Genomic DNA, 25,954 nt, shown 5'->3' with positions numbered 1-25,954 from the left:
GGATTAACTCGCTTTGGCAATCAATCGCTCGGGCAACCCGTTGGCCCATGCGCTGATCGTACCTGCGCCGAGACAGACGACCATATCGCCCGGACGGGCCTGTTCACGAACGAGACGTTCGAGATCGCTTTCATCCAATATGGCGCGTGCATGACGGTGACCGTGACGGATCAACCCCTCGACCAGAGCATCCCGGTCAGCACCTTCTATCGGGTCTTCGCCAGCGGCAAAAACTTCGGCGATGGCAACCACATCGGCATCGTTGAAGCAGGTGCAGAAATCGTCAAACAGGCCGGACAGGCGAGAATAGCGATGCGGCTGATGCACAGCGATAACCCGGCCTTCGGTGGCCTGACGTGCGGCCTTGAGAACCGCGGCAATCTCGACCGGATGGTGGCCGTAATCATCGATGATGGTGACACCGTTGATTTCTCCGACCTTGGTAAAGCGCCGGTTGACGCCGCCGAAATTGGCCAGCGCGTCGCGGATTTCCGAAGCTTTCATTCCCAGATGACGAGCCACCGCTACAGCGGACAACGCGTTCGAGACATTGTGATCGCCAGGCATCGGTAGGGTACAGCCCTCGATCACCTTGTCTTCATATTGCAGGTGAATGTCGAAATGGGCGACGCCGCCCTTATAGGTCAGGTTCTCTGCCCGCACATCGGCTTGCGTGTTGAACCCATAGGTGCGTACGCGGCGGTCGGTGATGCGACCGACCAGCGCCTGCACCTCAGTATGATCCGTGCAGCAGACAGCCAGACCGTAGAAAGGTAGGTTCGAAACGAATTCGTGAAAGCCATCGCGCAACTGATCAAAATCGCCCCAATGCTCCATATGCTCGGGGTCGATATTGGTGACGATGGCGATGGTCGCGGGCAGCCGGTTAAACGAGCCGTCACTCTCATCCGCTTCAACTACCATCCATTCGCCCTGCCCCATACGCGCGTTCGAGCCGTAGGCGTGGATGATGCCGCCATTGATGACAGTGGGGTCGAAATCCCCGGCCACCATCAGTTCAGCCATCATTGTGGTCGTTGTGGTTTTGCCGTGGGTTCCGGCGATGGCGATGTTGGATCGCAGGCGCATCAACTCAGCCAGCATGTCGGCGCGGCGCACCACCGGAAGGCCTTGCGCGCGTGCCTCGTCCAGTTCAGGGTTGCCTGGCTTGATCGCGGTCGAGACCACCACAACAGCGGCGTTTTGCAAGTTCTCGGCGCGCTGGCCTTCAAATATCTCAGCACCCAGCCCGGCCAGCCGGTCAGTAATCTTGGACGATTTCAGATCCGACCCCTGCACCCGGTAGCCAAGGTTCAGAAGCACCTCGGCAATGCCCGACATCCCGATCCCACCGATGCCCACGAAATGGATCGGCCCAACGTCTTGCGGTAGTTTGGTTGCTGGATTCATGTGGTCTCCTTCTGCGCCAGTTGCTCGACAAGGGCTGTCAGACGCTCGGTCGCGTCCGGAGCCCCGACCGATAGCGCGGCATGGGCCATTTTTTGTGCGGCTTCTGGGTTTGTCAAAACCGTGGTCATTTGCTGTGTCAACGCAGGAACGTCAAGTGCGTTTTCGGGGATCATGATTGCCCCGTCCGCCTGAACCAGCCCGCGTGCGTTGGCGGTTTGGTGATCGCCTGCAGCCGCAGCGAAGGGGATCAGGATCGAGGGCCGCCCAATGACCGAGATATCGGCAACGCTAGAAGCGCCCGAACGGCTGATCACCAACTGCGCATCGGACATGCGGCGGGGGACATCGTCAAAGAAGGGCTGCACGTCTGCGCGGATATCGTGTTCAGCGTAGAAAGCCTTGACCCGCTCACCATCTTCATCGCGGGCCTGATGCGAGACGCGGATGTGACCCCGCAGCGCCTCGGGCAGTGCCGCAATTGCGTCAGGCACCACGTCGCTAAGGATACGGGCACCCTGACTGCCTCCCATCACAAGGACTGACATCGGATAGTCACCGGGCGGAATAAAGGGCGCCCCGGCACGTTCCAACACGGCAGCGCGCACCGGGTTGCCGGTGTGAACGCCCTTGGCACCGTCGGGCAGGTCGGTGGGCCATACACCGCAGGCGACCTGAGCCACGCGGGTGGCAAACATCTGGTTCACTCGGCCCAGAACGCCGTTCTGTTCATGGATCATACGCGGGATTTTCAGCAGCGTCGCTGCACCCAGTGCTGGGATCGACGGATAGCCACCAAAGCCCACCACCACGTTCGGTTTATCCCGCATCATCTGCGCCGCCATGCCGGTCACTCCCGCTGCAATCTTCGGCCCCACCATCACCTTGGCGGCCAGACCGCCGCGGGCAAAGGTGGCCGAAGAGACTTGAGCAATCTCGACACCTTCCGGAAAAGCATCAGTATAACGCGCACCGCGGGGATCGGTAGATAGGCGCACGCGCCAGCCCCTGAGCAGCATCGCCTCGGCCAGCGCCTGTGCGGGGAACATGTGCCCCCCGGTGCCACCTGCCGCGATCAGAAGGTAAGGTGTGCCCATCAGCCCCGTCCGCGCAGAATATCGCCAAGCTCACCCTGCGGGCGCGAGCGGGTGAAGGCCATCAACATGCCCACCGCAATGCCACCTGCGATCAGGGATGAGCCGCCGTAGCTGACGAATGGTAATGTCATACCCTTGGCAGGCAGCAGACGTACCGCAACGCCCATATTAATCATCGCTTGCACGCCGAACATGCAAGCCAGACCGGTCCCAGCCAGACGGATGAACATATCGCGTTCCCGCATCAACCGCAGCAATGAGCGCACGACAATCAGTGAATAAAGCGCGATGATGATAAGGACGAGGATCAACCCGTATTCCTCGGCCGCGACCGCAATGATGAAATCGGTATGTGCATCGGGCAGAGACCATTTCACCTGCCCCTCGCCGACGCCTACGCCGAACAGCCCGCCCTCACGGATCGCGTTGGTGGCATAGCCCAGTTGGGTGGTCGGATCGACCTCTTGATTTAGAAACCCATCGATGCGGCGGGCGAAGTGTTCGGAATTGGAATAGGCAAACATGCCACCCAAAATCACCGCTCCGGCCATGCCGACCAGCAGCAGCATCGGTGCGCCGGCTACAAAATACATCACGCCCCAGCCAAATAGGATCAGGCAGGCCTGACCGAAATCAGGCTGCATCACCAGCATTGCGACAATCGCCATGCATAGCGCAAAAGACCACAACCGCCCCGGCGGGCCATTGATTTCTTGCGAGGCCGCCAACAGCCACGCGGCCACGACGACAAAACCGGGTTTGAGGAACTCTGATGGCTGCAGCGAGGCAAAGCCCAGCGAATACCAGCGCACGGCACCTTTGCCGAAATCTGTGCCGAAGATCGGCAGGAACGCAAGCGCCACGAATGCACCAAGAAAACCTAAAACCGCCAGCCGCCGCACCAATGTGGGCGACATCATCGAGGTCAGCAACATCGCAACCAACGCTAGCCCACCAAACAGCGCCTGCCGTTCGACATAATGAAACGGGTCGAACCCGTTACGCCCCGCCAGTGGCGGCGATGAGGCCAGCCCCAGCAGAAGCCCAATTACAAACAGGATCAGAACGCAGGACATCGTCCAGCGATCAATCGTCCGCCACCACTTTGGAAGAATCGGTTCACCGCGCTGGTCCTGAACCGCGCCATACACCATCTCAGTCATGAGATACCGCCACTATCTGCCTCGTTAACGCCCCGTTTTTCGGGATCTGGGTCAGAGTCTACAGGTATTTTTACGTTTGGGCCAGCCTGTTGAGGCGGATGCGGAATTTTCTGCCCACCCTTTGGTGTTTACCAACAAATCCCGCACTGAGACGTGTCATTGGCCAGTCACAAACGCGGCTTCGTGGCCGGAGGCCGATCTGAATCTCCGGAATTGGGCTCGCCCTTGGGTTCAATCAGCAGAACCTTCACTTCCTGTTCGGCGCGGGGACGGTGCACGACACCCTTAGGCACCACAAACAACTCACCGGCTTTGACTGTTTTTGAGGGCTCGCCCTCGATGTCCATGATCATCTCGCCTTCGAGAACCAGAAAGAAATCGTCGGTCGTTTCGTGCTTGTGAAAGGGATATTCACCAATGAATTTCACAACCATCACGTCATTCTGGTTGTAGTCGGCAATCACCTGAGGTTCCCAATGCGCCGAGAACTGCCCCAGTTTGTCCTGCAGATTTATTGATTTCATTTCGGCTCTCCAACTGGCGTTCAAAGACCTGAGGTCTGCTTAGTCATAAACCACAGTCCCAGATACTGTGCCGCTGTAGGGCGATGGCAAGAGAAAAGCTGCAACATTCTGCCCCTTGCCATCGCCCCCGATCCACGCCATGCGCAGCGCATGACCTTTGATACGATCATCCTTGGTGCCGGTGCCGCCGGTTTGATGTGCGCAGCCCATTGCGGTGGGCGCGTGCTGGTGATCGATCATGCAAAGGCGCCGGGTGAGAAGATCCGCATCTCAGGCGGCGGGCGCTGCAATTTCACCAATATGTATGCCGGGCCAGGCAATTTCCTGTCGCAGAATCCGCATTTCTGTAAATCCGCGTTGGCGCGGTATACTCAGTGGGATTTCATCGATCTAGTTGGGCGCCACGGTATCGCTTGGCATGAAAAAACACTGGGGCAGCTGTTCTGCGACGGATCGTCGAAGCAGATCATCCAGATGCTACTGGACGAATTGGCGCGCGCCGGGGCCAAGCTTTGGGTGCAGACCTCGGTCAAAGAGTTGCGCAAGACCGAGAGTGGATTTACCTTGGAGGTTGAGCGCGAGGCCAAGCGGTTCCCCCTGACCTGCCGTAATCTGGTTCTGGCGACCGGTGGCAAGTCGATCCCCAAGATGGGCGCTACCGGGCTCGCCTATGACATCGCGCATCAATTCGGAATGCAGGTGACCGAGACTCGGGCTGCGCTGGTGCCGTTCACCTTTTCGGACGGACGATTCAAGGAACTGTCGGGCGTCTCATTGCCCGCGTGTCTGAGTAATGAGCGCACCAGTTTTGACGAAGCTCTGCTGTTCACCCATCGCGGGCTGAGCGGCCCATCGGTGCTGCAACTTTCATCCTACTGGCGTGAGGGCGAGGCGATCCGGGTCAACCTGATCCCTGATCTGCCGCTGTTTGACCTGCTGCGCGAGCAACGGCAGGCCGGAGGGCGCAAGGCGCTGACCACCGAGTTGGCGCGCCATTTGCCTGCACGTCTGGTGGACGACCTCAAGCACCATATCCCGATGCAAGGCAATCTGGCGGATCAGTCCGACGCAGCGCTATCCGATTTGATAGCTGCGCTGTCCAACTGGCGCCTTACGCCTTCAGGCACCGAAGGTTATCGCACAGCAGAGGTCACATTGGGCGGGATCGATACCGACGAGTTGTCGTCCAAAACAATGGAGGCCAGGGATGTCCCCGGCCTCTATGCGATTGGTGAAGCGGTGGATGTCACCGGTTGGTTGGGTGGCTATAACTTCCAGTGGGCGTGGTCCTCGGGCCACGCCGCCGGAAGCGCCATCGCAAGCCGTTAGCCTACGACGTTATACCCACGCCCGCGCATACAGTTGCGCACCAGCACTTCTTTGTTCTGGTTCTTGTTGATCACGTCTGCACCGGCTCCGACCAGAGCACCGGCAACAGCCGCGCGACCCAGATTGTCGCTGCTGTCCTGAACGATGCCGGTAACGGCGGCTGCGCCCACGGCACCAATGGCGGCGTTGCCTGCAGTCGACCCGTCAACACTGGCCTGCGACGCCGCCAATTGCTGACATTGCTGCAGATCCACATTGTAGTTAGGGCCCACAGGACCATCGATCACAGGCTGATAGTTAGCCCCGGTATTGGTGCAAGCCCCGGCTGCCAGCAGAGCGGGAACGATCAATAGAAGTTTACGGTTTGGCATATTCATGACCTCGTGTTGAATTTCCTGAAGGCAAAAACCAATGCAGATTGCGCGTCAAGCAGATAGGCCCACAGCTTCGCCGAACCGGCAAACAATTGCAAACACCATGCTTTCAGAGGCGCTTTTTCACCTCAGCCGCGAAATCATCGCCGCGTTGTTCGAAGTTATCATACTGATCAAAGCTGGCCGCTGCAGGGGCCAGCAGAACAACTTCGCCGGGCTGCGCGTCGGCGATGGCCTGTTCCACGGCCTCAGCCATGGTGGTGCAAACCTGCGCTTCGGTCTCAAGCTGCATGGCAAAGCCTGCTGCTTCGCGCCCAATGACATAGGCCTTGATCACATGACCCCCTGCCGCGTTCAGCGCCCCAAGCCCGCCCTCTTTCTCAAGCCCGCCACAGATCCAACGGATATTCTTGAACGCGCTCAACGCTTTCAGTGCGCTGTCCACGTTGGTGGCTTTCGAGTCGTTCACATAAGTCACCCCATCCGCCTCGGCGATAATCTGGCTGCGATGCGGCAGTCCGGGGAAACTGTGCAGCGCATCCTCGATCACGCGGGGGGCAAGGCCCAATGAACGACACGCAGCATAGGCCGCGCAGGCGTTCTGATGGTTATGCGCACCGGGCAAGCCCTTGATGCCGCGCAGGTCGATCGAACCGGCCTGACGACCCTTGCGGTATTCCGCGAGATATCCCTTACGAGCAAAGACCTGCCAGCCCGGCCCGGTCAGCTTGCGCGCAACCGAGATGCGGATCACCCGATCATCCGACGGCCCCTCAGACAGTTGACCGGCCAGAAACGCGCCCTCAGCCTCATCGATGCCGATCACAGCGCGGTCTGGCCCGCCTTCGGCAAAAAGGCGACGTTTGGCGGCGAAGTATCCGCCCATGCCGCCATGCCGGTCCAGATGATCGGGTGAGAGATTGGTGAACACCGCAACATCAGGGGTAAGCGAGCGGGCCAGTTCGGTCTGATAGCTGGAAAGTTCCAGCACCACCACCGAGCCGTCACCGCCCGGATCGATATCCAACACGCCCCGCCCAATATTGCCGGCCAGTTGCGAGTCGCGCCCGGCCTCAGACAGGATATGATGGATCAGCGCAGCGGTGGTTGACTTTCCGTTCGATCCGGTTACCGCGATCACCCTAGGCGGCGTGTCATAGTTATGCCATTCAGGCCCCGCGAAAGAGCGAAAGAACAGGCCGATATCGTTGTCGACCGGAACCCCTGCCTCCAGCGCGGCGGCTACCACCGGGTTTGGTGTCGGGTAGAGATGTGGGATGCCCGGCGAGACGATTAGCGAAGCAATCTCATCAAACGCCCCGTGACGGCGCAGATCGACGCAGGCGAACCCTTCACCTTCGGCCGCCTCGCGCGCGGCCGGATTGTCATCCCAGCACACCGGCTCAGCCCCGCCTGCGCGCAATGCCCGCGCGGTGGTCAGGCCCGACCGACCCAGCCCCAGAACCGCAACTTTCTGCCCTGAAAACCCTTTGACCGGGATCATGTTGCCTACCTTCTATTCCAGTTGCTCTTCCAGCCAGCCCGCCCGAAAAGCGACAGACCCTTTTGGAACAAGAGTTGTTTCAAACCCATAGCTTGGTAACCGGTCGCATAATGCTTCGAATTCCGCAATAGCTGCGGCCCAGTTGTGCCGCCGGTCCTCATCCTGTTTGAATATCTCAGGCCAAGGAGGAAAAAGAAATACGCGCGGGTCGTAGCCTAGGTGTAGTATCTGTTCGCGTACTGAAGGCTCCAGTGGCGTATCAGTTCGGTCGTACCAACTCATCGCATCCAACGCAGAACGATCAAAGATCACCAAATTATCCGTGACACTACGGATGTCTGACACCGCAATTTCAATGATCCGGCGGCAGAAAACCTCTGGATCGACCCATGGTAGAGCGCTGCCACCGCATTGTCTTTCCTCGGCAATGACACGGCGACCCGGCTCGGGAACTGTTGAATAGCCACGCCTGGACATCTCCGCCAGCAGGGTTGATTTACCTCCGCCGGAACATCCCGAAAGTACGACTAAGCGCGGGGTCACCGCACTTTCAGCGTCGCCAGCCCGATCATCGCGAGGATCAGTGAAATGATCCAGAAGCGGATCACGATGGTCGATTCAGCCCAGCCCTTCTTCTCGTAATGATGATGGATCGGAGCCATTAGGAACACGCGCTTTCCAGTGCGCTTGAAATAGAGAACCTGAATGATCACGCTCAGCGCTTCGATCACGAACAGACCACCCACGATGGCCAGCACCAATTCGTGCTTGGTGGCCACCGCAATTGCGCCCAGCGCACCGCCAAGAGCCAAAGATCCGGTGTCACCCATGAATACCGCAGCCGGAGGAGCGTTGTACCACAAGAACCCAAGACCTGCGCCAAAAAGTGCCGAGGTAAAGATAAATATCTCCCCTGTTCCTGGCACGTAGTGCACGTCGAGATATTCTGTAAAGTCGACCCGCCCCACCGCATAAGCGATCACGCCAAGCGTCGAGGCCGCAATCATAGCAGGCATGATGGCCAGTCCGTCCAAGCCATCGGTCAAGTTCACTGCATTGGCGGCACCTACGATCACGATCACAGCGAACGGGATATACAACAGGCCAAGATTGATCAGCGTATCCTTGAACACCGGTAGGGCAAGTTGGTTCTGCAGATCACCGGGATGGTGCAGCGTTGCCCACAACGAGGCCAGCACGGCAATCAATATCCCCAACGCCAGACGCATCTTGCCGGAAACACCCTTGGTGTTCTGCTTCGAAACCTTTGCATAGTCATCGGCAAACCCGATGGCCGCATAGCCCAGCGTCACAAACAGAACCATCCAAACATACGGATTGTCCCAGCGCGCCCAGACCAGGGTCGATGTCACCAACGCACCCACAATCAGCAAACCGCCCATGGTAGGGGTTCCAGCCTTGGACAAATGCCCCTCGGGGCCGTCATCGCGGATCGGCTGGCCTTTGCCCTGTTTGCGGCGCAGCACATTGATCAAGGGCTTGCCAAACAGAAAACCGAAGATCAATGCGGTCAGAAAGGCGCCACCAGCCCGGAACGTAATATAACGGAAGAGGTTCCAGAAATCCCCTCCGTCCGACAGGGCGGTCAGCCAATATAACATACCAATACCTTTCTCACACGGGCGTCGGCGCCACGCTTATGACTCAAGCGCGCCCCCTTGCCCCATTTTCCGCAGACCGTCAACAATCTGCGCCAATGCCATGCTGAGCGAACCCTTGGCCAGCACCGCATCGCAATCGCGGATCAATTCGGGCAGTTGTGCGGCCATTTCGGCGCTCGTCGCGGCCCAGAGCCCGCGCTTGCCTTCCGGCAGCGCCTGATGCAGCGCCTGCATCAGAGGACCGATGCAATGGACCTGATCGACCTGCTTCATCGCCGCAACGTCTGCCATCGCTGCATGCATCGCCTGTTCCTGCGCTCCGAGTTCTTTCATATCGCCCAGAAACGCGATCTTGCGCTTACCTGCCGACGCAGCCAGCACGTCGAGAGCAGCCTCCATCGAGGTTGGATTGGCGTTATAGCTGTCATCGAGCAGTTCGATCTGCCCGCCATCCCGCAGCGCGATCATCTCGCGTACACCGCGCCCTTTGACGGGGGACCAGCGGCGCAGGCCAGCAATGGCCTGATCCAAATCAACGCCCAGTTCGACACAAGATGCCAGAGCACCCAGTGCGTTCATGGCAAAATGTGTACCCGCAGACTGCACTTCGAATGAAATTGCCTGTCCGCGCGCGCTGCCTTGTGCATGAAGGCTGTCTGAGCCTTGTTCAATTTTTGTCAACGCATAGTCTCGAGCCGAGCGACCGAACTCAACAATCTTTGCATCCTGGGCCTGCGCGCAGTGGCGCAGGATGTCGGCGTGTTCTATGTCGGCGTTGACGATGGCTGCTCCACCTTCGGTGAGTCCATCAAAGATCGCAGCCTTTTCATGGGCAATACCTGCGACCGAGTCGAAGGCTTCGAGATGCACCGCTGCCACCGTGGTCACCAGCCCCAAATGCGGTTGCGTCTGACGCGCCAACGGGGCGATTTCGCCCGGGTGGTTCATGCCGATCTCGATGACGGCAAATTCGGTGTCACGCGGCATTCGTGCCAGCGTCAGCGGCACGCCCCAATGGTTGTTGTAGCTGGCGACGCTGGCATGGGTTTTGCCTTGCGTTTCCAGAATGCTGGCCAACATTTCCTTAGTGGAGGTCTTGCCGACGCTGCCGGTCACCCCCACAACACGCGCTGCCGTGCGGGCGCGGGCCGCCTGCCCCAACGCCTCGAGCCCAGACTGCACGTCATCGACGATCAACAGCGGCGCATCCTTGGGCACGCCTTCGGGGATATGGGACACCAACGCTGCACCGGCTCCTTTCTCCAGCGCCTGAGCGACGAAATCATGGCCGTCACGGACGGCTTTGAGGGCTACAAACAGATCGCCCGGTTGCAGGGTGCGGGTGTCGATCGAGACGCCGTTCACCTTCCAATCGGTGGCGGTACGGCCCTTAGTGGCCTCTGCGGCCTCAGTTGCAGTCCAGAGCGTCATGCGACCCTCCCGTCCAAGGCTGCGACCGAGATGCTGGCCTGTTCCACGTCATCGAAGGGCAGAACCTGATCGCCGACAATCTGACCGGTCTCATGGCCCTTGCCTGCGATCAGCAAGGCGTCGCCGGGTTGCAGGGCGTCGATGCCACGCAGAATGGCCTCGGCCCGGTCGCCGACTTCGGTGGCTTCGGGCGCGCCCAGCATGACAGCGGCGCGGATGGTGGCGGGGTCTTCACTGCGCGGGTTGTCATCGGTGACGAAAACCAGATCGGCGTTTTCCGTCGCCGCCTGTCCCATGAGCGGGCGTTTGGTGGCGTCACGGTCGCCCCCTGCACCAACGATGGCGATCAGACGGCCCATGACATGGGGGCGCATCGCTTTCAGCGCAGTGGCGACAGCGTCCGGCGTATGGGCGTAGTCGACGAATACCGCAGCACCATTGTCTCGCGTGGCCGCCAGTTGCATCCGTCCCCGAACCGTTGTGAGATGCGGAAGGGTTTCAAACACGCGGTCGGGGTCCTCGCCCGCCGCGATGACAAGTCCGCAGGCGAGCAAAACGTTTTCGGCCTGAAACCCGCCGATCAGGTTCAGACGTGTCTGGTAGGTTTTTCCCTTCCATGAAAAGCGCAAGTCCTGCCCGGTCGCGTCAAAGCGTTGATTCAGCAGGCAAAGGTCGGCTCCTTCTGGTCCGACGGTAATAATGTTCTGACCACGCGCCTCGGCAATCTTGCGTATTTCAGCGCCTTTCTGGTCGCCGAGATTAATCACCGCGACCCCATCTTCGGGCAGCACCCGATCAAACAGACCCGCCTTGGCAGCGAAGTAAGCCTCAAACGTGTCGTGATAATCCAGATGGTCCTGCGTGAAGTTCGAGAACCCGGCCGCGCTCAGATGCACGCCGTCCAGACGGCGCTGTTCGAGGCCATGGGACGAGGCCTCCATCGCCGCGTGTGTCACACCGTTCTCGGTTGCCTCGGCCAAACAGCGGTGCAGTGTGATCGGTTCAGGCGTCGTGTGCGCCAGTGGCGCGGTCCATGCACCTTCGACCCCGGTGGTGCCGAGGTTGACGGCGGCAAGATCCAGTTCGGTCCAAATCTGGCGCACGAAACTGGCAACTGAAGTTTTGCCATTGGTGCCGGTGACAGCCACGATTGTTTCCGGCTGCGCGCCGAACCACAGCGCGGCGGCACCTGCCAGCGCCTGACGTGGGTCTTCGGTCACGATCAACGCAGCGTCGGAGGCGGTCAGCTCTTGGACCGCAATCTCGGCCCCTTTGGCGTCAGTCAGGACGGCGGCGGCCCCCATGCGCAGGGCATATTGGATGAACTCACCGCCATGGACCCGCGTGCCGGGAAGGGCTGCGAAAAGAAAACCGTCTTTAACCTCGCGGCTATCGACGGCCAATCCGGTGATGTCAGGATTCGCCCCGCCCCGCGCGGTCAGGGCCAGTTGGCTGAGTTTCTTTGACCGATTGCCCATGACCCACCTCTTGTCGGACAGCCTAATTTGAGGTCAGCGTTATAGCAGCGCGCGCCTCAGGCTCAAGCCGGGGTCTGAGGCCAAGCAATGGCGCGATGCGCGCGATCAATTCGGCAGCAACAGGTACGGCAGTCCAACCCGCTGTGCGGCGCTTTTCGCCATACGCTACGATCGACGGTTCATCCAAAGTGACGATCAACACATATTTCGGATCGTAGGCCGGGAAGATCGTGGCAAAAGTCGCGATCACCTTGTCATCATAATAGCCACCGCGCGGCTTGGGTTTGTCGGCTGTGCCGGTCTTGCCCGCCACATCATAACCCTCCACATCGCCAAAGCTGGCCGTGCCTTCGGTGACCACCTTGCGCAGCATCGCTTGTGCCTGCTTGGCGGTGTTCTCGGACATCACCCGAGGCCCGTATTGCGAACCATTACGGCGCAGGATGGTTGGGCTGACATAGTGCCCGCCATTGGCGATCGCCGCATATCCTGCCGCCAAATGCATCGGGCTGGTTGATAAGCCGTGACCGTACGAGATGGTCACTGTGCTCAGCTCACCCCATTTCTTCGGCTTGAGGGGTTCACCGCCCTTGGCTTCGACAATCTCGAAAGGGGTCGGATCAAACATGCCCAGCGAACGCAAAAACTCCTGCTGCCGCTTACCGCCGATCTGCAGCGCCAACCGCCCGGTGCCCCGATTCGAGCTGTGGACGATCACATCCGCCACACTGATCTCGCCATAGTTCTTGCCGTTGAATTCCCCAATCGGGAAGCGCCCGATTTTCATCGGGCCGGACGTGTCGATGATCGTGTTGGAATTCACCAAACCCAGCTGCACCGCCTGCGCGGCCGTGAAGATTTTGAACACTGAACCGAGTTCATATACGCCCTGCACATAGCGGTTGAACAGCGGGCTGTCCGATGGATCAATTCCCGAGGTTGGCGGGCGTGGGCGGTCGTTGGGATCGAATGACGGCAGCGACGAGGCGGATACCACCTCACCCGTATGCGCATTCATCAGCACAGCCGACGCGCCCTTGGCGTTCATGATCTTCATGCCACCAAAAAGCACCTGTTCAACGGCCGCCTGAACGGTCAGGTCCAACGATAGTTGCAAAGGCTTGTTGCCGTTGGCCGGGTCGCGCAAATAGTCGTCGAATTGTTTTTCCACGCCCGCCACGCCGATGACTTCAGCAGCGCTGACACCTTCACGACCAAAACCGGAACCGCCCAGAATATGCGCAGCCAGACGACCATTCGGATATAGCCGCATTTCGCGCGGACCGAACAGGATGCCCGGATCACCGATGTCATGCACAGCCTGTTTCTGCTCAGGCGAGATGCGTTTCTTGATCCACAGGAACTTGCGTCCTCCGGTGAAGTCCTTGACCAGACGCTCTTTTTCCAAATCAGGGAAGATCGCAACCAGTTGATCGGCAGCCGCAATCGGATCAATCATCAGGGGCGGCTGCGCGTAGACGGAATAGGTATCCAGATTGGTCGCCAGAATACGGCCTTCACGGTCGACGATATTGGCGCGCTGCATGGCGATGGAGGCTCCGGGTGCGCTGGCAAGCGGTTCCTGTGCCTCCGACGTTGCCAGAACGCCCATGCGGAAGCCCACGACCGAGAATGCGCAGAAGAAGAACAGGCCCAGCACCAGCAGGCGGCCTTCGGCCCGCGCGCGGGCGGTGTCCTTCATGTCTTCGTGACGCTTGCGGATATTCTCGCGCTCAATCACCTTGGGGTTCTCACCCTTGGCGCGAGCGTCGAGGATACGGGCCAGAGGGCGGAGCGGTGTGCGGGTCATGGGAATTGCACCTCACCCAGCGCCTGAACATCCTTGATTTCCTGCAGCTCAAGCGGATCAACGATAGGCAGGTCCGGGTCTTCGCCATAAGAAATCTGATCGGCACGACCGAATTGCTCAGCCCGCAGCGGCAACAGGCCGAGGCGTTCGAAGTTCAGATCGGCCAGCTCGCGCAACCGGTCAGGCCGGTTCAGATAAGCCCACTCGGCGTTCAGCACCGCCAGCCGGACCTGCGCCATGCCGATTTCCTGCTGCAGCGATTGCGTTTCTTTCAGCACCTGCTGTGTGCGATAGTTTTCCTGATAGGCCCACAGCGCCAGTCCAAAGACGGAAAGGGCCGTCAACACATACAAAATACTCTTCATCTTGCCCGTCCCCCCAGTTGCGGCGTGCCGATGGCGCGCGCCTCAATTTCCCCCGCCGGTGCATCTGTTCGTATTGCAACACGCAGCTTGGCCGAGCGCGAGCGCGGGTTCTCGAGTAGTTCCTCATCATCCGGGCCCACGGCCTTGCGGGTTTTCAGCGTGAATTGCGGCTGGTCTTCCTGCATCTCTGGCGCATAGCGGTTGGCGCGACCTGTCTTGCCTGCACGCGATTGCAAGAACCGCTTAACCATCCGGTCTTCGATAGAATGGAATGTGACAACGGCCAGTTTCCCGCCAGGCTTTAACGCCCGCTCGGCAGCCATAAGGCCCTGAAACAGCTCTTCATATTCCGCGTTCACCGCGATCCGCAGTCCTTGAAAGCTGCGCGTTGCCGGGTGCGATTGACCGGGTTTCGGGCGCGGCAGGCAGGATTCGACGATCTCGGCCAGACGAAGTGTCGTCGTAATCGGCTCCTCAGCCCGCGCCTTGACAATAGATTTCGCAATACGTCGGCTGGCGCGCTCTTCTCCGAAATGGAACAGGATATCAGCCAGTTGTGCTTCGGTCGCGGTGTTGACCAGATCGGCCGCGCTTTCTCCATCCTGGCTCATGCGCATGTCCAGCGGGCCGTCTTTCATGAAGGAAAAGCCGCGTTCAGCCTGATCCAATTGCATTGACGAGACGCCTAGATCCAGCACCACGCCGTCTAAATCCTGTGCGTATTCATCCATGCGCGAGAACACGCCCTGCTGCATCACCAACCGGTCACCATATTCCCCAGCCCAACCTGCGGCCATTTCAAAGGCCAGTGGATCGCGATCGACGCCAATGACCTTATCGGCCCCAGCATCAAGCAAGCCGCGCGTATATCCGCCTGCACCAAAGGTGCCATCTAGCCAGACACCGGATACCGGCGCGACGGCAGCCAACAAAGGACGCAACAGAACAGGGATGTGTGGTTTCGAAGAGGTCTGAGCGCCGGCCATGCCGTCACCCATCCCCAATGCCATCGAGATACTGCATCGGATCGAAATCCTCGGGCAGATCGTCAAGCCATTCCTCGGTCGTGGCCAGTTCCTCGGCCTCGTATGTTTCGGGCTTCCAGATTTGGAACGTGTCACCGGCGGCGATAAAGAACGCCTCATTCTCAAGGTCGATCTTGTTGCGCAGCTTGGCGGGCATCACCAACCGTCCGGTTTCATCCACATTGGTCGGGAAGGACTGACCATGGAACATCCGTTGCAACATCCGACGCTGCATCGAGCCGCGCGGCAACGCATCGATCTTGGCGTCGACCTCATCAATCGCCTGCATCGTATAGCATTCAAGGTATTTGCGGCGGTGGTCGCCATAGACAATCACAAGCTCTGGATTGTCACCGGGCTGCCAGTTGGGATCGGACGATTCAAGCACACGGCGAAACGAGGCCGGGATCGAGACCCTGCCCTTCGTGTCCACCTTATGGTGGCTTTCACCTCTAAACCTGCGCGCCAAGACGACTGTCCCTTTCGCTTGCGCCCCACCAGAAATTCACGTTCCCCCGGAAGGAAAAACGGCGGGTTGATCTGCTGCCACTGATCAACCCGCCGCATTGACCCGCTAAGCGGGATGTCCAGCTGCGCGCGCCACCTGGGGGGATGTCTGCTCGCCCGCGCGCCGGATCTGTAGTTTGATGAAAGCGAGATGCCTGTATGAAACCTGTTTTTATATTTTTGGTTCGGGGTCGTTTGGTGCCCCTTAACTGTCCTCGCCCTCATCGGGTAAGTAAGGGATGCCATGGGAAATCATGGAAATCAACCAAAATATTACATGGCGACAGCAGGTTTAGGCACCAAAACTGTCGTAAAGAAAACAAATTGAGCGAGTGAGATACTATAAATTGTAGCATACTGGATGCCAGCTACCACATGTCCACAAATTGGTCATGAGAAATTTTCTCCCATCATTTCCCAATAATTTATCAGTTTTGCGAAAAGTCACCGGAAAAGACAGTCAAATCCAGTTTCATTATTCGATTCGTAAACCGATGACAGGCTATTCCCATGCCTGGCCCATGCTTTCCCATTGCGTCGCCGAAACGCTGATTGGACCCACTACAAGGGCGCCTTCCCCAAATAGGCGCGGGCAAAACACGCCCAAGAAAGTGGCTATCTTGTTCAAAGGACAAGCACCCATACTCAGAACCTCTGACGAGGCAAAATGCCAACCACGCGCGAGAACCTATGTTTTCAAAGCGATTATCAGGTTGGGTTGGAAAGTCACAACAATCCATGCATTTGCTGCATAGCGGCATTGATGGCGTGGGCTATTGTGCAATTGCAGCATTTGCCTATTTTCAATCTCAAGCAAACGCCGGACATCACCGGTGACAGCAAGAATGAACGGATGAAGACGATGGCAGTAGCAAGCGCACATACAACTCTAAAAGGCACCCCCTCATTTGGGATCGCCACCCTGATCGAAGCCGCAGTAGCACGTTTCGTACGTTACCGCCTGTACCGCCAGACCGTAAAACAATTGTCGGGGCTATCGGACCGCGAACTGGCCGATCTTGGCTTGCATCGCTCGATGATCCGCCAGCTTGCCATGCAGGCCACCGTCGAACACACCGCGCAGTAAGCGCGACACGAAACACCGAGATCAGGTCCGTCCTCCTCCCTTTCGGATCTGTATTTCTGCGGCAGCGTCTCTCCTCCTCCCTGACGTTGCCGCACCTTATACCGGCCCTAAGCGCCGGAACCTGATACATCGGGGCTCTCCTCCTCCCTGCCTCGATGTTGAAAGCGCGCGGCGACGCCTCCTCCCTGACGTCGCCGCGTCTTCCTCATACCGGGATCAGACCCGGGTTCGGATACATCGGGGCTCTCCTCCTCCCTGTCCTGATGTAGAAAAGAACGGCGGTTTCCCTCCTCCCTGGGAACCGCCGTTTTTCGTTTTGATACGCAAGATGTAAGCTGAGGCCGTAAACTATTTTCAGGAGTATCCCATGGCCGCCAATTTCATCGCCCAGATTTCCATTCATGACCCCGAGGGCTATCAGAAATACCTCGAAGGCTTCATGCCGATCTTTGACCGGCATGGCGGGCGCCTATTGACCATTTCCTCAAAACCCGTCGAGATCGTCGAAGGCAGTTGGGCAGAAGACGGTATCGTCTTGATGGAGTTCCCGGACATGGCTGCCGCAAAGGCCTGGAAAGACGACCCAGACTATCTTGAACTGGCCAGGATCAGGCAAAAAACGGCGACGGCGAATCTTGTGCTGGTCGAAGGGTTGTAAGCTTCAAAACGGCACGTCGTCCTTAGCGCTCAGAAAGCGCGAAACCACTTTCTTCGTCCCCGCCTTGTCGAAATCAACCTCGACTTTGTCACCCTCAATACCGATTACCGCACCATAGCCGAATTTCTGGTGAAACACTCGTTCGCCCAGCGTGAAGCTTGCCACCGCTGTGGCATCGATCACCGTGTTCCGGCTTTCTTTGGGTTGAGACATGCCATATTGCCCCTGCCGCGCCTGTAACCGCTTCCATCCCGGAGAGTTATAGACATTCGCCTCGGCCGCACGGGTTTCGATCCCCGCGCTCTGCTGACCACCACCATAGAGCCCCGGAGGCGTCAGGACCTCTACATGGTCCTCGGGAAGCTCATCAATAAATCGGGACGGCATAGAGTTCTGCCACTGTCCAAAGACCCTCCGGTTCGCGGCAAAGGAAATCGTACAGACCTCTTCGGCGCGGGTAATGCCGACATAGGCCAATCGTCTTTCCTCTTCGAGACCTTTGAGGCCCGTTTCGTCCATCGAGCGCTGCGAGGGGAATAACCCATCCTCCCACCCCGGTAGGAATACGGCAGGAAATTCCAATCCCTTGGCCGCGTGCAGGGTCATGATCGAAACCTTGGCCCCGTCGCTATCCTGCTCATTGTCCATCACCAGGCTGACATGCTCCAAAAACCCCTGCAGGTTCTCGAAATTGTCCAACTGGTTGACCAGTTCCTTAAGGTTTTCCAGCCGTCCCGGCGCCTCGGGTGTCTTCTCGTTCTGCCAATGGTCGGTATAGCCGGATTCGTCGAGGATGATCTGCGCCAGCTCGATATGTGTATGCTCGGGCGCGCCATAACGGATCGGCGATACGCCATCATCGATCACTGTGTCATCATCCACTTCGATCCGAGGCCCGCGCGTCATCGCGTTCCACCGCGCCAGCCCGTCGATCAGTTCGCGCAGCGCCTTGCTGCCCTTGCCCTTGATCAAACCGTTGTCGACGGCGATCCTTGCCCCTTGGACCAGAGACACCCCGTTCTCACGCGCCACCACTTGAATTGTCTGCTGCGCCTTGTCGCCAAGGCCGCGTTTGGGTGTGTTCACGATCCGCTCAAACGCCAGATCGTCCTCGGGGCTGACCACCAGCCGGAAATAGGCCATGGCATCGCGAATCTCCATCCGCTCATAGAACCGAGGGCCTCCGATGACCCTGTAGGGCAGGCCAATGGTCAGAAACCGATCCTCAAACGCCCGCATCTGGTGCGAAGCGCGCACAAGAATGGCCATCTCGTCGAGGTTCATCGGCCGCGCGCCGCGTGTACCGCCCTGCATCGCGTCGATCTCCTCTCCGATCCAGCGCGCCTCTTCCTCGCCATCCCAATGGCCAATCAGGCGAACCTTCTCGCCCTCTTCCCGATCAGTCCAAAGCTCTTTGCCCAAACGGCTCTCGTTGCCACGAATGACGTTGGAGGCAGCAGCCAGAATATGCGGGGTTGAGCGGTAGTTCTGTTCCAGCCGCACCACGAATGCGCCGGGGAAATCCTTTTCGAACCGCAGAATGTTACCGACCTCGGCCCCACGCCAGCCATAGATCGACTGATCATCATCGCCGACGCAGCAGATGTTCTTGTGTCTAGCAGCCAGCAGCCGCAGCCAGAGGTACTGGGCGACATTGGTATCCTGATACTCGTCCACAAGGATGTAGCGGAACCAACGCTGGTATTGTTCCAATACATCCGGGTGGGTCTGAAAAATCGTGACCATGTGCAGCAGCAGGTCTCCGAAATCTACCGCGTTCAGCTCGCGCAGACGGGTCTGGTACTGGGCGTAAAGTTCAATACCCTTATGATTATAAGCCCCCGCGTCAGCAGCAGGCACTTTGTCGGGCGTCAGCGCGCGGTTTTTCCAGTCATCAATAATCCCGGCCAGCATCCGCGCGGGCCAGCGTTTGTCATCAATGTTTGCGGCCTGAGTTAGCTGTTTGAGCAAACGTTTCTGATCATCTGTATCCAGAATAGTGAAGTTTGACTTCAACCCGACCAGTTCCGCATGGCGACGCAACAGCTTGACGCAGATCGCGTGAAATGTACCCAGCCAGGGCATCCCCTCGGCGGGTCGACCCAGCATACGCCCGACCCGCACCTTCATCTCGCGCGCGGCCTTGTTGGTGAAAGTCACCGCCAGAATTTCATTCTCGCGCACGCGGTGGGACCTGAGCAGGTGAGTGATCCGCGCGGTCAGCGCCTTGGTCTTGCCCGTTCCCGCACCCGCCAACATCAGCACCGGACCGTCCAGCCGTTCAACCGCTTCGCGCTGCGCCGGGTTGAGATCGTTGAGGTACTCTGCCGAGGTCGCAGGCATCGCCCGCGCCGACAGCGATGCGCCTTCGAAGGCGTCCATTTCGTCAAAACTGCTCATAGCTCCAAACTACGCCGGATGTGTACGAAGGGAAAGGGTTTGTTCACGGCTTGTTCACAAGAAATTTGCAGTGCTTTCCACTCAATTCTAAACAAAGACCCGCTGCCATTAACCCGTTGTCAAACCTTGCCAATGATGCTGACCACATTGCTGTGGGAGCGCGGGTTATGAAACAGATAGACAAAACGGGCCGGACCTCTGGCCTGAAGGTTGCAGGCATTTCGCTAATGCTAATCGTGCTGACGGCGCTGGCTGGCTGGGGGATATACGCAATTCCCGCCCCAGTGGTCGACCGCATGCTGGAATCGGATCTGCGACACCGCGCGGCACAGTTAAATCAGCAAGTTTCCTCGCATCTGCATGATGTCGAGGCCACGTTCAAACGCGGCATCCTGGATGAACACGATCAAGAGTTTTTAGAGCTTCTGCCCGAAACATCGGATATTTACCGCTTCAAACTGTTTGATAGCGAAGGTCGTGTGTTCTGGTCAACGCGCTCGGCGGATATCGGGTCACTGAACTCAAAGCCTTACTTTCAGGAGATCCTCGCAACCGGCGGATCCTTTTACAAACATGAGGAAAAGCCCATTGCCGAGGTCAGCGGATTGAATCACGAATTGATGGCCGGGTCCGGCAAGAAAACCTGCCACGTCGCCGAGATTTATACGCCCGTTATCAAGGACGGGCAGTTTCTGGGCGCGATCGAGTTCTATTCGGACATCACGCAGCAGCGGGATTTGTTCATCACGCGCGTCCGGTGGTCATTGGCTGTGCTATGCGGCGTGGCCTTGCTGGCGTTGACAGTGGTGATTTTGGTGATTTACCGCTCCAATCGTCGGCAGGTGCGTGATTTAAGGGTGCGCGCGGCCAAGGAACGTGAGTTGATGGACGATCAGTTGCGTCTGGCACGCGAGGTCCGGCTGTTGGGTGAACTGAACGAGTGGCTGCAATCCAGCCGCTCGCTCGATGAGCTTTTTGACATGGTATCGCGCTTTATGACCCATATTCTGCCCGAGGCCGAGGGCAGCGTGTATGTCTATTCCAACTCACGCGATGTTCTGGACGGGTGTGCCAGTTGGAATGGTGGCTCGCACAAGGCGCATATCCACCCCGAGGGCTGCTGGGGCCTACGGCGCGGCAGAACCTATGAATTTGGTGCATCCGAGATCGATTTCGTTTGCGAACATGCCGAACCGCATGACGGGCGGCCATATTTCTGCTTTCCCATTCTTGCCCATGGCGAGACGGTGGGATTGCTGCATCTGCGTGCGCATGAGGGCAGAAATGACGCCTTTCACGACAGTAAGAAACTGGCGCAGCTCTGTGCGGAACAGATCAGCATGGCCATCGCAAACGTCAGGATGCGGGATCAGTTGCATGACCAGTCCGTCCGCGACCCGCTGACCGGACTATTCAACCGTCGCCACATGACCGAAACACTGCGCAAATCCATCGGCCGCAGCCAGCAGACCGGCGCGCCGTTAAGCCTGATCGCAGTAGATGTGGATCATTTCAAGAAGTTCAACGACACCCATGGGCATGACGCAGGCGACATGGTGTTGCGCGCAGTGGGGGCGGCCCTTGAACAAGGATGTGATCGTGATGAAATCGCCTGCCGGATCGGTGGCGAAGAATTCACGCTGATCCTGCCAGACAACACCCCGGACGAGGCCATGACACGGGCTGAACAGCTGCGACAGGCGGTCGAGGCAATCTCGGTCCGGTACGGTGAGAAATCGTTACCGCGCATCACGATCTCGGTTGGGGTTGCACATTATCCGACACATGGCGTGATGCCACAGGATTTGATGCGCGTGGCCGACGACGCGCTTTATGCCGCAAAGGACAAGGGCCGGAATCAAGTGCAGGTCGGAAAAACTGGCAATGCCGCCTCGGGCATTGTCGACCGAAAGAAGGCGGCAGCGTCCTGAACCCCAACTCAGATCCCAGCGTCTTGGTGTCTTGCGATAGGTGATCTTATCCGAAAGGAACGCCGACAGGTTATCGATGGCTTGGATGCTTCGAGTTTCCAATAACTCCGAATCAGGCCGATCAAAGCTGGTTCATGCGGTGATTTTCAAAACATCAGCCGCGTGGTGCATAAAAAAATTGCAACATAGATACAGCAATTGATGCTGCGATGCAGCATGTGCGCGGAAAAGTGGCGATGAGCTGCGCTTGAGAGCGTTAACATGCTGGCTCTACCCGGAACTACATGTGTACGTGGTCGCATTGTCCGCCTATTCACAAGGCCACACCAAGTAATGACCGGGACCTGAAATGACAGACTTCAAGAAAATCCTGATCGCCAACCGCGGCGAAATTGCCATCCGCGTCATGCGGGCAGCCAACGAGATGGGTAAGCGCACCGTCGCGGTTTTTGCCGAGGAAGACAAATTAGGCCTGCATCGTTTCAAGGCGGATGAGGCTTATCGCATTGGTGAAGGGATGGGGCCGGTTGCGGCTTATCTGTCGATTGATGAAATAATACGCGTTGCCAAGGAAAGCGGCGCGGACGCGATCCACCCGGGCTATGGCCTTCTGTCCGAGAACCCGGATTTTGTAGATGCCTGCGTTCAGAACGGTATCACGTTCATCGGCCCCAAGGCCGAAACCATGCGCGCGCTGGGAGATAAGGCAAGCGCCCGGAAAGTGGCGGTCGCCGCCGACGTCCCTGTTATCCCAGCGACCGAAGTTCTGGGAGATGACATGGCGGCGATCAAGGCCGAAGCGGCCGAGATCGGATATCCGCTTATGCTCAAGGCCAGCTGGGGCGGCGGCGGACGCGGTATGCGTCCGATTCTGTCCGAGGATGAGCTGGAAGAGAAAGTGCTGGAAGGCCGCCGTGAGGCCGAAGCAGCGTTCGGCAATGGTGAAGGCTATCTGGAGAAGATGATCATCCGTGCGCGCCACGTCGAAGTGCAGATCTTGGGCGACAAGCATGGTGAGATCTATCACCTCTATGAACGGGACTGCTCGGTTCAGCGCCGGAACCAGAAAGTCGTCGAACGGGCCCCTGCCCCATACCTGACGGACGAACAACGCGTCGAGATTTGCGAGTTGGGGCGCCGTATCTGCGCCCACGTAAACTATGAATGCGCCGGTACGGTTGAATTCCTGATGGATATGAACACCGGCAAGTTTTACTTTATCGAGGTCAACCCCCGGGTACAGGTGGAACACACCGTCACCGAAGAAGTCACCGGCATCGACATCGTGCAGGCTCAGATCCTGATCGCCGAAGGCAAAACTTTGGCCGAAGCCACCGGTAAAGATAGTCAGGAAGATATCCGTCTGAACGGTCACGCCCTGCAGACACGGGTCACGACCGAAGATCCGCTGAACAACTTTATCCCCGATTATGGCCGCATCACCGCCTATCGCTCGGCCACTGGCATGGGCATCCGTCTGGATGGCGGCACCGCGTATGCGGGCGGGGTGATCACACGGTATTACGACTCGCTGCTGACCAAGGTCACCGCATGGGCGCCTACGCCCGAAAAGGCCATTGCCCGGATGGACCGCGCCCTGCGTGAGTTCCGCGTGCGCGGCGTCAGTACCAACATAGCCTTTGTCGAAAACCTGCTGAAGCACCCGATCTTCCTGTCGAATGAATACACGACCAAGTTCATCGACGACACGCCGGACCTGTTCCAGTTCAAGAAACGTCGCGACCGGGGCACGAAGGTTCTGACCTATATTGCAGACATCTCGGTCAACGGGCACCCCGAAACCAAGGATCGCCCGGAACCGCGCGCCGACCTGAAAGAAGCCAAGCCTCCTGCACCCAAGGCCGAGCCGCAGATGGGCACCCGCAACTTGTTGGAGCAGAAGGGCCCGCAGGCCGTTGCCGACTGGATGAAAGCCCAACGTCAGCTGCTGATCACCGACACCACTATGCGGGACGGGCATCAGTCGCTGCTGGCAACGCGGATGCGATCGATCGACATGATCAAGGTTGCCCCGACCTATGCGGCGAACATGCCGCAGTTGTTCTCGGTGGAATGCTGGGGCGGCGCGACCTTCGATGTAGCCTATCGCTTCCTGCAGGAGTGCCCGTGGCAGCGTCTGCGCGACCTGCGCGAAGCGATGCCGAACCTGATGACCCAGATGCTGCTGCGTGGGGCGAACGGGGTTGGCTACACCAACTATCCCGACAATGTGGTGCAGGAGTTTGTACGTCAGGCCGCAAATGGTATCGACGTGTTCCGCGTGTTCGATTCACTCAACTGGGTCGAGAATATGCGTGTTGCAATGGATGCCGTCATTGACAACGGCAAAATCTGTGAAGGCACCGTCTGCTATACCGGTGACATTCTAGACCCCGACCGATCGAAGTACGATCTGAAATACTACGTCGGCATGGCGAAAGAGCTGCGCGACGCAGGCGCGCATGTGCTGGGTCTGAAAGATATGGCGGGTCTGCTGAAACCAGCCTCGGCTCGTATCCTGATCCGCGCGCTGAAGGAAGAGGTTGGTCTGCCAATCCATTTCCACACCCATGACACAGCCGGTATCGCCAGCGCCACCATTCTGGCGGCTTCCGAGGCCGGTGTGGATGCAGTGGATTGCGCGATGGACAGCTTCAGCGGCAACACCTCGCAGGCAACACTGGGCACGGTGGTCGAGGCCCTGCGCCATACCGAGCGCGACACCGGACTGGACATCAAAGCGATCCGCGAGATCAGCGATTATTTTGAGGCGGTGCGCGGCCAGTACGCGGCCTTTGAATCCAGTCTTCAGGCCCCGGCGTCCGAGGTGTATCTGCACGAGATGCCCGGCGGTCAGTTCACCAATCTCAAAGCCCAAGCGCGTTCGCTTGGACTGGAAGAACGCTGGCACGAGGTCGCTCAGATGTATGCCGACGTGAACCAGATGTTTGGTGATATCGTCAAGGTAACGCCGTCTTCGAAAGTCGTTGGCGACATGGCGCTGATGATGGTCAGCCAGAATCTGACGCGCGAGCAAGTCGAAGACCCAAGCACTGACGTGGCCTTTCCCGACTCGGTCGTGGACATGATGCGCGGCAATCTGGGTCAGCCTCCGGGCGGGTTCCCTGATACGATCATCAACAAAGTTCTCAAAGATGAGGCCCCAAACACAGAACGCCCGGGTAAAGGTGTCGAAGCCGTCGATCTGGAGGCCACCCGCGCCGATCTGTCCAAGCAATTGGATGGCAAAGAAATCGATGACGAGGACCTGAACGGGTACCTGATGTATCCCAAGGTGTTCCTGGATTACATGGGTCGCCACCGCACCTATGGCCCGGTTCGCACCCTGCCTACGCGCACATTCTTCTACGGTATGGAGCCGGGCGAAGAGATCACGGCCGAGATCGACCCCGGCAAGACCCTGGAAATCCGCTGTCAGGCCATGAGTGAGACCGATGAAAAAGGCGAGGTCAAAGTGTTCTTTGAACTCAACGGCCAGCCGCGCGTGATCCGGGTACCGAACCGGTTGGTGAAGGCCACGACAGCGCAACGCCCCAAAGCCGAGGTGGGCAACCCGAACCATATCGGCGCGCCAATGCCAGGTGTTGTTGCAACCGTAGCCGCAGTCGCTGGCCAGGAGGTTAAGGAAGGCGATCTGCTGTTGACCATCGAGGCGATGAAGATGGAAACCGGCATCCATGCCGAGCGTGACGCGGTGGTTAAGGCCGTCCATGTCCAGCCAGGCGGTCAGATTGACGCTAAGGACCTGCTGGTCGAACTGGAATAACCGGTCTAGCCTTCTAATCTGATATGGGCCGTTCGGGGAACCGGGCGGCCCTTTCAACATCAGGAGGCACCATGCTGACCATCACCCCGATCTACGCCGCGCTGATCGCCCTGCTGTTTGTTGCGCTTAGCATAAACGTCATCCTACAACGCCGGAGGGGCAAGATCTCGGTCGGGGATCACGGCGACAAAGCGATGATCAAAGCGATGCGAACGCAAGCGAACTGCGCCGAATACGCCCCTTTTGCATTGCTGCTGATCGCGATTGTCGAATTGCAGGGCGCTGGCGGGTGGCTTGTGAATCTGCTGGGCCTGTCGCTGTTGGCAGGACGTCTTTTGCACGCCTATGGATTTGGCAAGACGCCCCAGATTATCGTCCTGCGTCAGATCGGTATGGGGCTGACGTTCGCTTCTATTCTGGTGGCCGCAATCGCGAATCTTGTGCTGACTGTGTAA

General features: G+C 58.5%; 21 protein-coding genes. 6 read left to right on the top strand and 15 right to left on the bottom strand.

Annotation, left to right across the window (positions count from 1 at the left end; genetic code table 11):
- Positions 1-3 precede the first annotated feature (3 nt).
- The 4 genes from murC to Q1B46_RS04580 all read right to left on the bottom strand — a co-directional run bounded on the left by murC (position 4) and on the right by Q1B46_RS04580 (position 4,191).
- Complete coding sequence (gene murC, locus Q1B46_RS04595) at positions 4-1,410, bottom strand: UDP-N-acetylmuramate--L-alanine ligase (RefSeq protein ID WP_299945180.1); 1,407 nt, start codon at positions 1,408-1,410, stop codon at positions 4-6.
- Positions 1,407-2,504, bottom strand: coding sequence for a UDP-N-acetylglucosamine--N-acetylmuramyl-(pentapeptide) pyrophosphoryl-undecaprenol N-acetylglucosamine transferase (locus tag Q1B46_RS04590; protein WP_299945177.1), 1,098 nt, complete (start codon positions 2,502-2,504; stop codon positions 1,407-1,409). The genes murC and Q1B46_RS04590 overlap by 4 nt, the downstream gene beginning before the upstream one ends.
- The gene (gene ftsW, locus Q1B46_RS04585) at positions 2,504-3,667 is read right to left on the bottom strand and encodes a putative lipid II flippase FtsW (protein WP_299945174.1); all 1,164 of its coding nucleotides are present in this window, start codon (positions 3,665-3,667) and stop codon (positions 2,504-2,506) included. Before ftsW ends, Q1B46_RS04590 begins: the two co-directional genes overlap by 1 nt.
- Before the next feature lie 167 nt (positions 3,668-3,834).
- Positions 3,835-4,191 carry a cupin domain-containing protein gene (locus Q1B46_RS04580; protein ID WP_299945173.1) on the bottom strand — a complete coding sequence of 119 codons (357 nt, stop codon included), beginning with the start codon at positions 4,189-4,191 and terminating at the stop codon, positions 3,835-3,837.
- Positions 4,192-4,341: 150 nt separating this feature from the next.
- Here Q1B46_RS04580 and Q1B46_RS04575 point away from each other — a divergent pair, with 150 nt between their 5' ends.
- On the top strand, positions 4,342-5,520 hold the full coding sequence (locus Q1B46_RS04575; RefSeq protein ID WP_299945171.1) for an NAD(P)/FAD-dependent oxidoreductase: 1,179 nt from the start codon (positions 4,342-4,344) through the stop codon (positions 5,518-5,520).
- Here the strand turns inward: Q1B46_RS04575 and Q1B46_RS04570 are convergent.
- The 10 genes from Q1B46_RS04570 to mraZ all read right to left on the bottom strand — a co-directional run bounded on the left by Q1B46_RS04570 (position 5,517) and on the right by mraZ (position 15,598).
- The gene (locus Q1B46_RS04570; protein WP_299668274.1) at positions 5,517-5,891 is read right to left on the bottom strand and encodes a glycine zipper family protein; all 375 of its coding nucleotides are present in this window, start codon (positions 5,889-5,891) and stop codon (positions 5,517-5,519) included. The genes Q1B46_RS04575 and Q1B46_RS04570 overlap by 4 nt on opposite strands.
- Before the next feature lie 112 nt (positions 5,892-6,003).
- The gene (gene murD / locus Q1B46_RS04565) at positions 6,004-7,398 is read right to left on the bottom strand and encodes a UDP-N-acetylmuramoyl-L-alanine--D-glutamate ligase (RefSeq protein WP_299945168.1); all 1,395 of its coding nucleotides are present in this window, start codon (positions 7,396-7,398) and stop codon (positions 6,004-6,006) included.
- 12 nt (positions 7,399-7,410) lie between these two features.
- Positions 7,411-7,941, bottom strand: coding sequence for an AAA family ATPase (locus Q1B46_RS04560; RefSeq protein WP_299945166.1), 531 nt, complete (start codon positions 7,939-7,941; stop codon positions 7,411-7,413).
- On the bottom strand, positions 7,938-9,020 hold the full coding sequence (gene mraY, locus Q1B46_RS04555) for a phospho-N-acetylmuramoyl-pentapeptide-transferase (protein WP_299668279.1): 1,083 nt from the start codon (positions 9,018-9,020) through the stop codon (positions 7,938-7,940). The genes Q1B46_RS04560 and mraY overlap by 4 nt, the downstream gene beginning before the upstream one ends.
- A 36-nt stretch (positions 9,021-9,056) precedes the next feature.
- Positions 9,057-10,451, bottom strand: a complete 1,395-nt coding sequence (murF, locus tag Q1B46_RS04550; RefSeq protein WP_299945163.1) for a UDP-N-acetylmuramoyl-tripeptide--D-alanyl-D-alanine ligase — start codon at positions 10,449-10,451, stop codon at positions 9,057-9,059.
- On the bottom strand, positions 10,448-11,929 hold the full coding sequence (locus Q1B46_RS04545) for a UDP-N-acetylmuramoyl-L-alanyl-D-glutamate--2,6-diaminopimelate ligase (protein ID WP_299945161.1): 1,482 nt from the start codon (positions 11,927-11,929) through the stop codon (positions 10,448-10,450). Before Q1B46_RS04545 ends, murF begins: the two co-directional genes overlap by 4 nt.
- A gap of 22 nt (positions 11,930-11,951) precedes the next feature.
- A complete protein-coding gene (locus tag Q1B46_RS04540) occupies positions 11,952-13,739 on the bottom strand; it encodes a penicillin-binding protein 2 (RefSeq protein ID WP_299945158.1) in 1,788 nt (595 codons plus the stop codon).
- A complete protein-coding gene (locus Q1B46_RS04535; protein ID WP_299668290.1) occupies positions 13,736-14,104 on the bottom strand; it encodes a cell division protein FtsL in 369 nt (122 codons plus the stop codon). Before Q1B46_RS04535 ends, Q1B46_RS04540 begins: the two co-directional genes overlap by 4 nt.
- Complete coding sequence (gene rsmH / locus Q1B46_RS04530; protein WP_299945771.1) at positions 14,101-15,090, bottom strand: 16S rRNA (cytosine(1402)-N(4))-methyltransferase RsmH; 990 nt, start codon at positions 15,088-15,090, stop codon at positions 14,101-14,103. Before rsmH ends, Q1B46_RS04535 begins: the two co-directional genes overlap by 4 nt.
- A gap of 4 nt (positions 15,091-15,094) precedes the next feature.
- A complete protein-coding gene (gene mraZ / locus Q1B46_RS04525) occupies positions 15,095-15,598 on the bottom strand; it encodes a division/cell wall cluster transcriptional repressor MraZ (RefSeq protein ID WP_299945156.1) in 504 nt (167 codons plus the stop codon).
- 900 nt (positions 15,599-16,498) lie between these two features.
- Here mraZ and Q1B46_RS04520 point away from each other — a divergent pair.
- Both Q1B46_RS04520 and Q1B46_RS04515 read left to right on the top strand, forming a co-directional pair.
- On the top strand, positions 16,499-16,723 hold the full coding sequence (locus Q1B46_RS04520; protein ID WP_299668298.1) for a DUF1127 domain-containing protein: 225 nt from the start codon (positions 16,499-16,501) through the stop codon (positions 16,721-16,723).
- A 367-nt stretch (positions 16,724-17,090) separates the two neighbouring features.
- Positions 17,091-17,381, top strand: a complete 291-nt coding sequence (locus Q1B46_RS04515; RefSeq protein ID WP_299945154.1) for a DUF1330 domain-containing protein — start codon at positions 17,091-17,093, stop codon at positions 17,379-17,381.
- A 3-nt stretch (positions 17,382-17,384) separates the two neighbouring features.
- Here Q1B46_RS04515 and Q1B46_RS04510 read toward each other — a convergent pair whose 3' ends face one another.
- Complete coding sequence (locus tag Q1B46_RS04510; RefSeq protein WP_299945152.1) at positions 17,385-19,781, bottom strand: ATP-dependent helicase; 2,397 nt, start codon at positions 19,779-19,781, stop codon at positions 17,385-17,387.
- A gap of 167 nt (positions 19,782-19,948) precedes the next feature.
- On the opposite strand from Q1B46_RS04510, the gene Q1B46_RS04505 reads away from it, so the two are divergent.
- The 3 genes from Q1B46_RS04505 to Q1B46_RS04495 all read left to right on the top strand — a co-directional run bounded on the left by Q1B46_RS04505 (position 19,949) and on the right by Q1B46_RS04495 (position 25,954).
- On the top strand, positions 19,949-21,712 hold the full coding sequence (locus tag Q1B46_RS04505) for a diguanylate cyclase (RefSeq protein WP_299945149.1): 1,764 nt from the start codon (positions 19,949-19,951) through the stop codon (positions 21,710-21,712).
- A gap of 349 nt (positions 21,713-22,061) precedes the next feature.
- Positions 22,062-25,499, top strand: a complete 3,438-nt coding sequence (locus Q1B46_RS04500; protein ID WP_299945146.1) for a pyruvate carboxylase — start codon at positions 22,062-22,064, stop codon at positions 25,497-25,499.
- Between the two features lie 71 nt (positions 25,500-25,570).
- On the top strand, positions 25,571-25,954 hold the full coding sequence (locus Q1B46_RS04495) for an MAPEG family protein (protein ID WP_299945144.1): 384 nt from the start codon (positions 25,571-25,573) through the stop codon (positions 25,952-25,954).

This window comes from uncultured Ruegeria sp., assembly GCF_947500045.1.
Taxonomy (GTDB): domain Bacteria; phylum Pseudomonadota; class Alphaproteobacteria; order Rhodobacterales; family Rhodobacteraceae; genus Ruegeria.
The sequence above is the reverse complement of the archived record's forward strand: the minus strand, read 5'-3'. Positions and strand labels throughout refer to the sequence as shown.